This window comes from Flavobacterium pectinovorum, from assembly GCF_006438875.1.
GTDB lineage: Bacteria > Bacteroidota > Bacteroidia > Flavobacteriales > Flavobacteriaceae > Flavobacterium > Flavobacterium pectinovorum_A.
Map to the genome: position 1 here is coordinate 79875 of NZ_RCZH01000001.1, position 14335 is coordinate 94209.

Sequence of the window (14335 nt, forward strand, 5' to 3'; positions counted from 1 at the left end):
GGGTAATTTCCCAAGTAAAAAATATATTAATCAAGAGCCAGTTTTATAACTGGCTTTTTTTATTCTTTTAACTCACAATAACATCATGCTTAAACAGCAATCCTTTTAATTCTTTCAATGAAAAAACAGCCTTCTTCAATTTAGTTTTTGATGGATCGATAGTATAATTATAACTCGTTTTAAAATCGGCTTTGTTGGCGATGGCTTTGTCAAATTCAGAACGATATAAATCACAATTGTCAAACAAAACACTTGTAAGATCTGTTGCCATAAAATCTACCGCAATTAAACTACAACTGTTGAATGTAGTTCCTTTTATTTTTAAAGTATAAAACTTCGAAAAATCCAGAATGCAATCGTAAAAATGAACTTCAAAAATGAGTTTGTCACACATCGCAAAATTCACTTCTTTGATTTCGCAACGGTTAAAAGTTGCTGTTCTAAAAGCGACATAATTAATTTTTGCTTCACTAAAAATACAATCGTTAAAAACGCAATCAATAAAGGTAACAGCCAAAAATGTACAGGCAGAAAAGTTACAATTGTTAAAAATACAACATTCAAAATCCTTAAAGTTAAGATCGTCTCTACCGTAAGTTTTGGTATCGTATTCTTTATCAAGGAAATATTCTGACTCTTTTTTCAATGTTATTTTTAATGGTTATTTGAGAGTGAAAAGATAATAATTAATAGTGTTATTTTAGGTCGCTTTTTTATAAAAATAGAGGTAAAATCAATTACATGTTTTTCAGGGAGTTGTGTTAATGTATTAATGATATTCTTAAGGATTTACCGTTTTTGGATTGTTTGAATAGTAGTTGTCTAAGTATTTAATTAAATTATTGAAAATTCTATGATTTATTTAAGATTCATTATTTTATTGTAGCCCTAATTTGATGTAGCTTTACATTGATTTTAAGTTAAAAATATAACATTTTATTATATGGGATCAACAAGAAAAGAACATGATTTTTTAGGGGAATTAGACATTCCCGATCATCTGTATTATGGTATCCAAACTTTTAGGGCTGTAGAGAATTTTAATATTACAGGAATTCCAATTTCAAAAGAACCACTATTTATCAAAGCTTTAGGTTATGTAAAAAAAGCCGCAGCTTTGGCTAATAAAGATTGTGGAGCACTGGATCCAAAAATTGCCGAAGCAATCTGTTACGGAAGTGATCAGGTTATTGCGGGTAAATTTGATCAGGAATTTGTAAGCGATTTAATTCAGGGTGGAGCAGGAACATCGGTGAATATGAATGCAAACGAGGTAATCGCAAATATTGGTTTAGAATACCTTGGACATAAAAAGGGAGAGTATAATTTTCTGCATCCAAACAACCATGTAAACTGCTCGCAATCGACAAATGATGCTTATCCGTCAGCTTTTAGAATTGCGCTTTATTTGAAAATGGAAAGCTTTATTAAAACATTAGAAGGTTTAGAAGTTGCTTTTGCAGCAAAAGGAGAAGAGTTTAAAAGTGTTTTGAAAATGGGAAGAACACAATTGCAAGACGCCGTTCCGATGACTTTAGGACAAGAATTTAGAGCTTATGCCACCACAATTGGAGAAGACGTTAGGAGATTAAAAGATGCTCAAAGTTTGGTTTTAGAAATCAATATGGGAGCGACGGCAATAGGCACAAGAGTAAACGCACCGGAAGGATATCCGGAAATCTGCGTGAATTATTTAGCCAAAGAAGTTGGGATTCCGTTAACGCTTTCACCTGATTTAATAGAAGCAACAGTTGATACCGGAGCTTATGTTCAAATTATGGGAACGTTAAAAAGAACAGCGGTAAAAATTTCGAAAATATGTAATGATTTAAGATTATTGAGTTCAGGACCAAGAACAGGTTTCAACGAAATTAACTTGCCGGCACGTCAGCCAGGATCTTCTATTATGCCGGGAAAAGTAAATCCGGTGATTCCAGAAGTGGTAAACCAAACTTGCTTTTATGTAATTGGACAGGATTTAACCGTAACAATGGCGGCAGAAGCAGGGCAATTACAATTGAATGTAATGGAACCGGTTATTGCTTTTGCAATGTTTACATCACTGGATTATCTTTCGAACGCAATCCAGACTTTAATCGATAAATGTATTATCGGAATTACAGCAAATGTAGATCACTGCTATAATATGGTAATGAACAGTATCGGAATCGTTACGCAACTAAACCCAATTTTAGGTTACGAAGAAAGTGCCAGCATTGCCGGAGAAGCTCTAAAAATGAATAGAAGCGTACATGATATTGTTGTGGTCGAAAGAAAATTAATTACACAGGAAAAATGGGATGAGATTTATTCGTTAGACAATTTAATCCATCCTAAATTTATTACGAAATAAGAAACTCGTTTGAGTTTTTATATAAAGTCGCCAGTTTTATTGGCGGCTTTTTTATTTGTCGAAGAACTTTTTTGAAATTTTGCCACGAATTTCACGAATTAACACGAATGGAATTGGCGGAAATTAGTGAAATTCGTGGCAAAAAAAAGATTCCAAATCTCTATTTAGAGGTAATTAAGTTTAACTACAAATTTCACAAATTAGCACAAATTGAATTGGCGAAAATTAGTGAAATTCGTGGCAAAAAAAAGATTCCAAATCTCTATTTAGAGGTAATTAAGTTTAACTACAAATTTCACAAATTAGCACAAATTGAATTGGCGAAAATTTGTGCAATTTGTGGCAAAAAAAGATTTCAAATCTCTACTTAGAGGTAATTAAGTTTAACCACAAATTTCACAAATTAACACAAATTTAATTGGCGAAAATTTGTGAAATTCGTGGCGAAAAAAATCACAACTCCAACTTAGACTTAATTAAATAAGTGAAATGCTTTTTTTAAAATTAGATATATATATGTGTTAAAAAAAAATACACATCGGGTTATGTTCTTAAATTCTTTATAAGATTTATTTGGTAAAATGTTGAAAATTAGCTATATATTTACATAAGACCTGAATGTTATTTCAAAAGAATAAAACTTAAAATGGTAAATTTTTCAAAAAATAATTATTTTCAATATAAGTATGCAATCTTCGGATTTCTGTTTTTTCTTCCGTTGAGCTTGATTGCGCAAACAGAATCGGAAAATTCTAGAGAATGCCCGCCTAAAACCATATTAGAAATTTTTAAAAAGAAAGATTCAGTTTATGTTGTTAAACCCACAAAAAACAACTTTTTTCTGGTCATTCCTGCAATTGGTTCTCAGCCTGCAACGGGATTCTTTTTTGGAGGAGTTGCACAATATACTTTTAAAGGAAAACAAGCATCAGACAAATATTCTATCGCCAATTTGGGGATAACTTATACGACCAAAAAGCAATGGCTTATTAATGTCAAGAATAATATATTGCTAAATAATAATAAGATTTTTTTAAGCGGAGACTATAGATTGTATGTTTTTTCGCAGCCTAATTATGGTTTAGGAACAGATATTATTCCGCATCACAGCAAAGAAGCAGGCTTTAGTATTGATTCTATTGCAGAGCCAATGGATTATAATTATTTTAAGTTTCATCAAACCGTTTCGTTTGAAGTCGCTAAGAATTATTATGTTGGGGGAGGAATAAATCTTGATTGGTATTCGAGTATAAAGGATAAGGATTTAGATGTAGCAAACGGACAATTTACCTACCATTATAATTACAGTCAGAAATACGGATTTAATGATTTAGAGTATTTTTTGAGTGGTATGAGTCTTAATTTAGTGCACGATTCAAGAGATAATCAGGTAAATTCTACACATGGATGGTTTGCAAACATTAACTATCGGTTTAATCCGGTATTGTTTAATAATCAAAAGTACAGTAATGTTTTGTTTACTGAATACCGTGGTTTTTTTCCTCTTTCGAACAAAAATAAAAATTACATTCTGGCAGTTTGGACTTACGGGCAATTTGTAACCAGAGGAAAAGTTCCGTATCTAAATTTGCCTGCGATTGGCTGGGATCAGCGAAGCCGAAGCGGAGAAGGATACACGCAAGGATTGTTTAGAGGGGATAATCTGGTTTATCTCTCGACAGAATTCAGATTTCCTATTACATGTAACCAAATGCTGAGCGGAACTGTTTTTACGAATTTTGTGACAGCAAGCAATAGCGATACAAATACGGCTCTTTTTAGCTCAATTCAACCCTCTGCAGGTATAGGTTTACGTATTTTAATTGATAAAAAAACCCGAACCAATCTAATTGCAGATTATGCATGGGGAAATAATTCTAAAGGATTTTATCTAAATGCCGGAGAAACTTTTTAGGATATAAAGAGAATGTCAACGACTTTCTTTAAAAGTCGAAAAGTTACACGCTTCACAATTAAATCATAATTATTAAAATATTCTGATTCGTATTTTAAACTCAATTCTTATTTTTGTTAACCATACACAAATTAAGATGAAATTACTTATAGTCGAAGACGAACCAAATCTTTTGTCGATTTTACGAAAAGGTTTTGCCGAAAATAATAATGAAGTAAGCGTGGCTCTTGATGGTAAAACGGCTTTGGAAATGATTAACAATTACAATTTTGATGTGGTAATCCTGGACGTAATGTTACCGGATATTAACGGAATCGAAATTTGCAGAAGATTGCGTGCCAGCAAAAATTTTGTACCGGTTTTGCTTTTGACCGCGTTGGGAACTTCAGAAAATATTGTAACGGGATTAAATGCCGGAGCCGACGATTATTTGGTAAAACCATTTAAGTTTGGAGAACTTGATGCAAGAGTAAATGCTTTGAATCGAAGAGCAAATCAGGATACAGAAAAGGTAGATACGATTGTAATTAGTGACCTGGAAATAAACAGCAAAGCCAAATCTGTTAAAAGAGATGGAGAATCGATTATTTTAACCGCAAAAGAATTTAAATTACTGTATTATTTGGCTAAAAACACGGGTAGAATTGTATCTCGTGATCAGATTTTGGACAATGTTTGGGATATTAATTTTGACATGAATACTAATGTTGTCGATGTTTATATCACGTATTTAAGAAAAAAAATAGACAAACCGTTTAAGACTAAACTTATTCATACCATGAAAGGTTTAGGTTATATTTTAAAGCCATAAAATGGATATAAGAAAAAAAATAACTTTTACATATGTAGCACTTTCTACTTTTAGTACACTTTTATTGTGTATTATCGTTTTTGTATTGTTTCGCGAAAATAATCGCTATCATTTCTTAAAACGACTTGAAGACAGAGCTAAAATTGTGGCTTCAATTCATTTCCAGAAGGATCCTGAAAAAATAAAGTATTACAGTAATCTGAAGAAAAACGGACTGGAAGAACTTATTGAAGAAGAAGAATTTGTGCTCAAAATAAATAGTGCAAATAGCTTTGATTACAATACAAAACTGAATCTTCCGAATGAGTTTTATACCAATATTCTAAAAGCCGGTAAAGATTATTTTGAAATAGACAATAAGTATTATCTAGGACAAGTTTTTACAGAGAATAATCAGAAATATATTGTAATTGTTGGTGCACGTGATCGAAGAGGTCCTACGACGATGATTTATATCGTTAAAATCATGCTTTTTGGCGGGATAGGATTTATATTTCTTGCCTTCTTTTTAGGGCGTTTTCTGGCAAAACGCGTCATTAATCCTGTGGCAAGAATTACCAAAGAAGTAAATAGAATTAGTGCGTCAAACCTGCATAACCGATTACCTGAGGTTAAAAACTCAGACGAAATTTCAGATCTTACGGAGACTTTCAATGATATGCTGGATCGTTTGGAAACCTCTTTTGAGATTCAGGCGAATTTTATCAATAATGCTTCTCACGAATTAAAAACGCCAATAACAACGATTATTGCCGAGTCTGAAATCATGCTTCTAAAAGAAAGAGAAGTTCCGGAATATATTCAATCTCTGGAGAATATTTACAGTCAGGCTTCGCGATTAGGAAACTTAACTGAAAGTTTGCTAAAACTAACACAAACGGGTTATGACGGAAAAAAACAAGTATTGGATATTGCCCGAATTGATGAACTTTTGATGGATGTAAAGTCAGATTTAGATAAAATTTATCCGGACAACCGTGTGAGTATCAAGCTTAATTTTGCGCCAAAATATTCTAATTTACTTTTGATACCTTGCAATAGACCACTTCTTGAATTGGCGATCAACAACATTATTACAAATGGAGTAAAATATTCTGATAATAATGAAGTTTTTGTAACGCTTTCTGCCAATCAGGATTGGATTAAAATTGCGATTAATGATATCGGAATTGGGATTCCGCCAGAAGATATTCCGCATTTGTACGAACCTTTCTTTAGAGGAAAAATTGCGGCCAAATATATAGGTTATGGTTTGGGGCTTCCTTTGGCTTCAAAAATTATCCGCATGCACGATGGCGAAATTCAGGTACAATCAGAACAAAATAAAGGAACCATTGTGACCCTTATTTTTAATAAATCAAACTTAAAGAAAAACAACATTAAAAATTCTAATGTTGAATCTTAGAAAATTCTAATGTTAGATTAAGACCCTTCTAATTTGCGCGAAGTTATTTTGTATGTATAAACTAAACGATTATACTTATGAAAAATTTCCTTATACCCACTACTTTAAAAGATGATACTATTTGCGCTGTAAAGTCAGCAATTAACCAAGCAAAAGAATCAAATTGCGAAATTATTCTAATGTTGGTTTCTGATACTCCGGACGCTTTCTCTTCTTCAAGTTTTCTTCGTGAAATGAGAGCCGGACTTACCACCAGTCAGGAAGAAGTTCTGGAAACTTGTAGATACATTATCGAACACACACCAAATTCCAAATTAAAAGTACACAATCAATACGGGCTTTCGTCGCCAATTTTCAAGCGTATTATTGATGTTTTCTCTATTAAATTGTTAATTCTGACGCATTCTTATAAACAAGAAACAAAACGCATTCATCAATATTTAATTCAATTAGCAGGAAACCAAAAATGTCCCATATTACATTTAGGATTGGAGCAGGCTAAGAATGATTTTAATAAAGCGCTTTATATAGAAAACGGCAATGCAAATATGCATGTTAAGGATGTTCAGCAATTTTTGAGCGAAAATTTCTCTTATGAAATTGTTAGCCAAACAGCCAATTTTGATGATAACTACGAAAATTTTGCTCCATATTTATCCGAAGCAATTTCAAAATACGACATCGATTTGTTAGTTGAAACACGTAAGGGAGAGAAAATCAAATTCAAGAAAACGAAAAAAGAAAATATAAACGAGAAACTCGGGCTTCCGGTGCTTTCGTTATACGAAGAGTTGGTTTAAAACCAAAACTTCTGCGAAAATATAGTTTTAATTTAAAAACGAAAAATATGTTATTAAAGAAAAGAATACCAATGCGATATGTGATTGGAAAAATTAAAGTAGAATTGGGGCTGGTAATGGCTTACACGATTTTGTTTGAAATTTTTCATCATTATTTCATCAACATAGCGGTCGAAATACCAATCGCGATTCCAACAATGGTAGGTACAATTATATCCTTATTATTGGCTTTCAAATCAAATCAGGCATATGACAGATGGTGGGAAGCCAGAATTATTTGGGGATCAATCGTAAACGAGTCCAGAACTTTGGTGAGGCAAATGCTGACTTTTTACAAAGACCCGGATTTTTCTGTAGAAGCAAATGAATTCAAAGAAAATTTCACCAAAAGACAAATCGCCTGGTGCTATAGTCTGGGACAAGCCTTGAGAAATAAAGATGCTATAAAACCGATCAAAGAATTCATTAGCGAAGAAGAGTTGAACTTTGTAAAAAATCATCAGAATATCCCAAATGCGATATTGTTACTTCACGCCAGAGATTTGAGAATTGCCAGAAAAGACAAACGTTTGAATACGTATCAACAAGTAGAAATTGATGCCACTTTAACGAGATTATGTGATGCAATGGGAAAATGTGAGCGTATTAAAAACACCATTTTTCCAACAACTTACAGCATGTATATCAGAATGACCTTGTGCTTATTCATCTTATTACTGCCATTTGGTTTAATTAGTTTGTTGAGTTGGTTTGCAATCCCGTTGATTACCATTATTGGAGGAACTTTCTTTTTGATCGAAAAAATGGCAATTCATTTACAGGATCCATTCGAAAACAGACCAACAGATACACCTGTGACCATGATTGCGATGACAATTGAAAAAAATCTGATGCAAATGCTAAACGAGTTTCAAAGTGAATTTGATATTATCAAAGAATTTGATCTTAAGCCTGTACCTAAAAAAGCGGAAAACGACGCATATTTCGTTTTATAAATTAATATTGGTTTTAATTTGTTAGCAAAGACAACACTGTAATTGGTGTTGTCTTTTTGCTTTTAATATGATATTAAATTATTTTTTTATAGAAACATAGCTATAAAAAAATAGCCGCTCCCGATAGCTATCGGGATAAAGGATTAAATTTTTTTTTGTTTCACGCAGATTTTGCAGATTCCAGCAGATTTAATTTGAGATAATAATCTGCGCAAATTGGCTTAAATCTTTTTAAAATCTGCGTGAAAAAATTAGCACATAGACAACACTGTAATCGGTGTTATCTTTTTGCTTTTAAGTATGATCTGAAATTATTTTTAACACATAGAAACATAGATTTTAAAAAAAAATACTCCCGATAGCTATCGTGATAAAGAATTAAAAAAAATTGTTTCACGCAGATTTTGCAGATTTTAGCAGATTTAATTTGAGATAATCATCTGCGCAAATCGGCTTAAATCTTTTTAAAATCTGCGTGAAAAAATATTTAACACATAACTATGTTTGTTTTAATAAGTGGAACGTCTTTTTTGAGAGTGTGAAAACTATGTTTCTATGTGTTTAATTTATTAACTTATTTACCCGCCAATCTTCCCAGCGTTTGTATCGATTGACGCAATTCATTCGTCCACGGCAAACCAAAACTCAATCGCATACAATTGGAAAACTGATCCTGCAAAGAGAAAATTCTTCCCGGAGCAATACTAATATTGTGCTTCATCGCCAGATGATAAAATGCTGCCGTATCAAAGCTTTTATCAAGTTCAAGCCAAAGAAAAAATCCACCCTGAGGCTGACTTACTTTTGTTCCTGTCGGGAACGATTCCAAAACTGTATTGATATAATTATTACAATTTTGATTCAGTATTTGGCGTATTTTTCTAAGATGATTTTCATAACGTCCGTTTTTAAGAAAATCTCCAACAACCTGATGGGTAATAGTAGGAGAGGAGAGTGTGTGATAAATTTTATTCCTTAAAATTTCTTTTTTAAACTTTCCTGGTGAAACCCAACCCACGCGATAACCCGGAGCCAGAGTTTTAGAAACCGAACTACAGCAAAGCACGATTCCGCTTTCGTCATAAGTTTTACAATTTGTTGGTCGGCTTGTGCCAAAGTACAAATCACCGTGAATATCATCTTCAATTAACGGAATATTGTAAAACTCCATTAATCTAACCACTTCTATTTTATGCTCATTTGGCATCATACTTCCGGACGGATTGCTAAAATTACTCATCAACAAACAAAGCTTTACTTTTTTGGACGAAAGCGCTTTTTTCAAGGCTTCAAGTTCAATTCCCGTTGTCATATTCGTTGGTAATTCCATGATGTACAATCCCAGAGATTTTGCCAATTGCAGAATGCCAAAATAAGCAGGACTTTCAGTAATAATCGTATCTCCCGGTTTGGTCAGCGTCATTAAACAATGCGATATCGCACTTGTACAGCCCGGCATTGTGATAATATCTTCCTCCGTAAGCGATCCGCCCCAGGTAAAAGACCATCGGGCAATTTCTCGTCTTAAATTAGGATTACCCTTAACTTGCTCATAACTCGTTCCGCTATTGGGCAGTTGACGCATCGCCTGAACCATTCCCTTGTTTAATTTGGCAATAGGAAGAAGCTCATTTGATGGAAAACCCAGTGAAAGCATTGTAATACTCTGATCCGTCATATTACCGTAAACCTGATCGATCAAATCTTGTCTGTCAACATTTTGGCATCTCAAAATAGGACTGCTTGGTGATGGTTCAGTGATTATTCTTGCCGAAGTATTACTTACATAGTAACCGGATTGCGGTCTGGATTCTATCAAAGAGCGGCTCTCAACTTCATAATAAGCTTTACTAACCGTGCTCATACTGTAACCTGTTTCTGCACAAACTTCACGTATAGACGGAAGTTTGTCCCCAACATTTAAAACACCTGATTTTATCTGTTTTTCGATTCGGTCAGCAAACTGAAGATATAAGTAATTTGAATTTTTCATAAAAAAAACTGTTATGGTGCAATTTACAAAAACTGTATCTGTATTGCTATTTTATTTTTTAGAAATTTGTTTAATCAGAAAATCAAAAAAAACATTCCGTGAAAACAACAAAATACTACACAGCTGCGATTACATGTTTTGTAATCTGGGGATTTTTCAGTTTGGTTCTAAAACCAATACATGACTATGCCTCATTAGATATTTTATTCTATCGTGTTTTTAGCTGTAGCATTCTAATGTTGCTTATTGCTTTTACTTTCAAACGAAAAAGTATAAAAGAAGCAATAGAAACCTTTAAAGGATTTTCTAAAGCGGAGAAGAAAAAGACAGTTTTGCTGAATATTGGCGGAAGCGTTTTTCTAATGGCAAATTGGTTCACATTTATCTATGTTATGAATCATGTTAGCGTAAAAGCCACTTCTTTGGCGTATTTGGTTTGCCCGATTTTAACCACATTACTGGCATATTTTATTTTACATGAAAAACTAAGTAAAACGCAATGGATGGCAGTTGGATTAAGTATTTCAGGATGTTTGCTTTTGTCGTATGCCAATATTATGGATATGTTTTTTAGCATCATTATAGGTTTTACATACGCATCTTATTTAGTTAGTCAGCGTATCAATAAAGGGTTTGATAAATTTATAATTCTAACGTTCCATATTACCATGGCAGCTTTGTTTTTATTGCCATTTTATCCGGCTTATAGTGGTCCGGTTCCAACAGAATTTAAGTTCTATTTCTGTATCGAAACCATTGCAATTTTGTTTACGATCTTTCCGTTATTCCTTAATTTATATGCGCTTTCGGGAATTAATTCATCAACAGTTGGAATGCTTTTAAATATAAACCCGATGATAGCCTTTTTATTGGCGATGTTTTTATATAAAGAACAATTTGTACCAATACAAATTCTGGCATACGGAATTGTTTTTCTTGCAGTATTAGTTTTTAATTCACATCATCTTTTTGCTATTAAGCAAAGACTATTACAATATCCAAAGGTTCTAAAATAACGAAAGGTAGTTTATATTTTTTATTGGTTTAGAAGTTAAATTATCAGAATCTTTAGGATATTCAAAACAGGAATGATTAGTTTCATTCCTGTTTTTTTATGGTTTTTGTAAAGTATTTTTGCCACGACCCGAGCGATAGCGAACTGGCGAAGCAATTTCACTAATGAGCACGAATTTTTTTCTTTGCTGCATACTTAAAAATAATTGTAATTCGTGTTCATTCGTGAAATTTGTGGCAACCTTTTTTCTTTTTAATTAAAATTACCAGAATCTTAACAGCATATATAAACAGGATTGAGTATTCTTAGTCCTGTTTTTTATGGATAGTTTTACCACAAATTACACGAATTTTCACAAATTAGTTTTACATGCTTGATCTACAAAATCTGCAAACTTTTTTTCCGCCACGACCCGAGCAATAGTGAATAGGCGAAGCAATTCACGAATTATTTTAAATTTCCTAGTATAACTGAAGAAAAAAAAATTCGCGTTAATTCGTGAAATTCGTGGCGAACTTTTTTTTCTTTTTTAATCAACTTAAATTAAAATTACCAGAATCTTAACAGCATATATAAACAGGATTGAGTATTTTCAGTCCTGTTTTTTTATATAATAAAGTGTATGAAAAAATATGCCACAGATTTCACAGATTTAAAGGATTACACAAAGTGAATAATTAAAGATAAATCCGTTTAATCCGTGTAATCTGTGGCAAAAAATTAAGCCAAAAAGGCAATTAACTGAAACTATATTTATGAAAAATACCAAGCTCCAAGCCTTTACTCCGTTATTTTATTTAGTGTGGTCAGATGATTTACTGACTCAAAAAGAGTTTACAACGATTCAGAAATTTATCAATGATTTGACCTGGCTTTCGCCCGAAGAAAAACAAGAACTTCTTTCTAAATTAGATATTTTAAATCCGCCTTCGCGAAATGAACTCTCCCAATGGAAACTGGATATTGAAAAAAGCATTCAGAATAAAGCAGATATAAAATCAATTTTTGACATTGCCGAGGCACTTTCAGAAAAAGACTTGGATATTTCGGCTTTGAAATCTGATTTTATAAAACTGGAAAATGATTTAGGCGTTTTGGGAGAAGAAGTAATTCAGAATTTCAAAACAAAAGCGAGTTCTTTTACCGCAAATTCTCAAACCAATAGTGATTTTGATATTCAGAAAATAACAGAACTTCTGGACGGAAAAGAAGCTGCAATTATCAAGAAAGTCAAATCGGTTATTTCAAGACCTGAGTTTGCATACGAAACTTCGACAGATATAAACGTATATCGCCAAACAGTTTATAATTGGTGTAAAATCCTGGCAGAAGAAAATCTGGGAAATATGGCTTATCCAAAGCAATACGGCGGAGGAGAAAACATAGCCGATTATTTTGCGATTATGGAAACCTTAAGTTATCACGATTTGAGTCTGGTGATAAAATTTGGCGTTCAGTTTGGACTTTGGGGAATGAGCGTTCAATCGCTGGGAACTGAGAAACATTATGCCAAATACTTAAAAGATATTGGAACATTAAAAATTCCGGGATGTTTTGCGATGACCGAAACGCATCATGGATCAAATGTAAAAGGGCTTGAAACTACAGCGACTTATAATCATAGCGATCAGACGTTTGTAATTCATACGCCAAACAAAAATGCCCAAAAAGAATATATTGGTAATGCCGCAGTTCACGGACAAATGGCAACCGTTTTTGCGAAGCTAATTATTGACGATCACGATTATGGCGTAAATGCTTTTGTGGTTCCACTTCGGGATACAAACGGAAATACATTAAAAGGTGTTACGATTGGGGATTGTGGGCATAAAATGGGGTTAAACGGCGTAGACAACGGAACTATAAGTTTTGATGCAGTTGTGATTCCGAAAGAAAATATGCTGGATCGTTTTGCTTCTGTAAATGATAAAGGAGAATTTGAAAGCCCAATTCCGAGTGATAACAGACGTTTTTTTACCATGTTAGGTACTTTGGTCGGAGGTCGAATTGGGATTCCGCGTTCGGCTTTGGCTGCAGCCAAATCAGGATTGACAATCGCCATTCGATACAGCGATCAACGCCGACAATTTGGTCCCGAAGGCGGATCAGAAGTTCCGATTTTAAACTACAGAATGCACCAACGTCGATTGATTCCGCCATTGGCAAAAACTTATGCAGTTCATTTTGCCTTGCAATATCTAACGAATCGTTTTCTAAACAGAACCGAATCGGAAATGCAGGAAATAGAAGCTTTGGCAGCCGGAATGAAATCCTACTCAACCTGGAGTACAAGAGATATTTTGCAGGAATGTCGTGAAGCTTGCGGTGGAAAAGGGTATTTATCCGAAAACCGAATCGATGCTTTAAAAAATGACACGGAAATATACACCACTTTTGAAGGCGATAATACCGTTTTGATGCAATTGGTGGCGAAAAATCGTTTATCTGAATTTAGAAAATCGTTTGGAGAAATGGGATCTTTGGGCATCATCAATTATGTATATGAAAATGCAAAAACGGCACTTACAGAGAAAAACCCAATTGCAACCCGTAGAACAGATGATGAACATTTATTGGACGGAGAATTTCATTTACAGGCATTTATTCATAGAGAAAAAGCAATATTAGCATCGGCAGCAAGACGTATCAAAAAATTGGTTGACGGAGGTTTAGAACCTTATGATGCTTTTAATGTTGTACAGCATCAAATGATCGATGTTGCTCAGGCATATTTAGAACGAGTAGTTTTGGAACAATTTCAATTGGCAATAAAATCAGTTGAAGATCAAAAGACGAAAGAGATATTAACAAAACTGAATCAGTTGTATGCGCTTTCGCAATTAGAGAAAAATAAAGGCTGGTATCTTGAAGACGGTTATATGGAAGCCGTAAAAACCAAAGCGATTCGTAAAATTGTCAATCAGCTTTGTTGGGATATTCGACCGGATGCGGTTTCATTAGTAAATGCATTTAATATTCCGGAGAGTTGTTTGGCTGCGCCAATTGCTGTTTAATTTTTGCCCACTCCCGATAGCTATCGGGATTGAC

General features: G+C 33.5%; 11 protein-coding genes. 9 read left to right on the plus strand and 2 right to left on the minus strand.

What is annotated here, in order from left to right; all coding sequences use genetic code 11:
- Nucleotides 1-67: 67 nt before the first annotated feature.
- Nucleotides 68-646, minus strand: a complete 579-nt coding sequence (locus EAH81_RS00355; protein WP_140502244.1) for a pentapeptide repeat-containing protein — start codon at nucleotides 644-646, stop codon at nucleotides 68-70.
- 297 nt (nucleotides 647-943) lie between these two features.
- Here EAH81_RS00355 and aspA point away from each other — a divergent pair, with 297 nt between their 5' ends.
- From aspA to EAH81_RS00390, 7 genes are all read left to right on the plus strand, one after another.
- A complete protein-coding gene (gene aspA, locus EAH81_RS00360; protein ID WP_140502245.1) occupies nucleotides 944-2353 on the plus strand; it encodes an aspartate ammonia-lyase in 1410 nt (469 codons plus the stop codon).
- A 107-nt stretch (nucleotides 2354-2460) separates the two neighbouring features.
- Nucleotides 2461-2724, plus strand: coding sequence for a hypothetical protein (locus tag EAH81_RS00365; protein WP_140502246.1), 264 nt, complete (start codon nucleotides 2461-2463; stop codon nucleotides 2722-2724).
- A gap of 275 nt (nucleotides 2725-2999) precedes the next feature.
- Nucleotides 3000-4268 carry a BamA/TamA family outer membrane protein gene (locus tag EAH81_RS00370; RefSeq protein WP_140502247.1) on the plus strand — a complete coding sequence of 423 codons (1269 nt, stop codon included), beginning with the start codon at nucleotides 3000-3002 and terminating at the stop codon, nucleotides 4266-4268.
- 136 nt (nucleotides 4269-4404) lie between these two features.
- Complete coding sequence (locus EAH81_RS00375) at nucleotides 4405-5079, plus strand: response regulator transcription factor (RefSeq protein ID WP_140502248.1); 675 nt, start codon at nucleotides 4405-4407, stop codon at nucleotides 5077-5079.
- A gap of 1 nt (nucleotide 5080) precedes the next feature.
- On the plus strand, nucleotides 5081-6484 hold the full coding sequence (locus tag EAH81_RS00380; RefSeq protein ID WP_140502249.1) for a sensor histidine kinase: 1404 nt from the start codon (nucleotides 5081-5083) through the stop codon (nucleotides 6482-6484).
- A gap of 77 nt (nucleotides 6485-6561) precedes the next feature.
- On the plus strand, nucleotides 6562-7284 hold the full coding sequence (locus tag EAH81_RS00385) for a hypothetical protein (RefSeq protein ID WP_140502250.1): 723 nt from the start codon (nucleotides 6562-6564) through the stop codon (nucleotides 7282-7284).
- Nucleotides 7285-7331: 47 nt separating this feature from the next.
- On the plus strand, nucleotides 7332-8279 hold the full coding sequence (locus EAH81_RS00390) for a bestrophin family protein (RefSeq protein ID WP_140502251.1): 948 nt from the start codon (nucleotides 7332-7334) through the stop codon (nucleotides 8277-8279).
- Nucleotides 8280-8853: 574 nt separating this feature from the next.
- On the opposite strand, the gene EAH81_RS00395 is transcribed toward EAH81_RS00390, so the two are convergent.
- Nucleotides 8854-10272 carry a PLP-dependent aminotransferase family protein gene (locus EAH81_RS00395; protein WP_140502252.1) on the minus strand — a complete coding sequence of 473 codons (1419 nt, stop codon included), beginning with the start codon at nucleotides 10270-10272 and terminating at the stop codon, nucleotides 8854-8856.
- A 98-nt stretch (nucleotides 10273-10370) separates the two neighbouring features.
- Here EAH81_RS00395 and EAH81_RS00400 point away from each other — a divergent pair, with 98 nt between their 5' ends.
- Nucleotides 10371-11288, plus strand: a complete 918-nt coding sequence (locus EAH81_RS00400; protein WP_140502253.1) for an EamA family transporter — start codon at nucleotides 10371-10373, stop codon at nucleotides 11286-11288.
- A gap of 754 nt (nucleotides 11289-12042) precedes the next feature.
- Nucleotides 12043-14301 (plus strand): acyl-CoA dehydrogenase, encoded by a 2259-nt coding sequence (locus tag EAH81_RS00405; RefSeq protein WP_140502254.1) that lies wholly within the window; start codon nucleotides 12043-12045, stop codon nucleotides 14299-14301.
- The last annotated feature ends 34 nt before the right edge of the window (nucleotides 14302-14335 follow it).

Coding starts and splice junctions, on each gene's coding strand:
- aspA (WP_140502245.1), top strand. CDS start 944: ATGGGATCAACAAGAAAAGAACATGATTTTTTAGGGGAATTAGACATT.
- EAH81_RS00395 (WP_140502252.1), bottom strand. CDS start 10,272: ATGAAAAATTCAAATTACTTATATCTTCAGTTTGCTGACCGAATCGAA.
- EAH81_RS00365 (WP_140502246.1), top strand. CDS start 2,461: ATGGAATTGGCGGAAATTAGTGAAATTCGTGGCAAAAAAAAGATTCCA.
- EAH81_RS00380 (WP_140502249.1), top strand. CDS start 5,081: ATGGATATAAGAAAAAAAATAACTTTTACATATGTAGCACTTTCTACT.
- EAH81_RS00405 (WP_140502254.1), top strand. CDS start 12,043: ATGAAAAATACCAAGCTCCAAGCCTTTACTCCGTTATTTTATTTAGTG.
- EAH81_RS00375 (WP_140502248.1), top strand. CDS start 4,405: ATGAAATTACTTATAGTCGAAGACGAACCAAATCTTTTGTCGATTTTA.
- EAH81_RS00370 (WP_140502247.1), top strand. CDS start 3,000: ATGGTAAATTTTTCAAAAAATAATTATTTTCAATATAAGTATGCAATC.
- EAH81_RS00390 (WP_140502251.1), top strand. CDS start 7,332: ATGTTATTAAAGAAAAGAATACCAATGCGATATGTGATTGGAAAAATT.
- EAH81_RS00385 (WP_140502250.1), top strand. CDS start 6,562: ATGAAAAATTTCCTTATACCCACTACTTTAAAAGATGATACTATTTGC.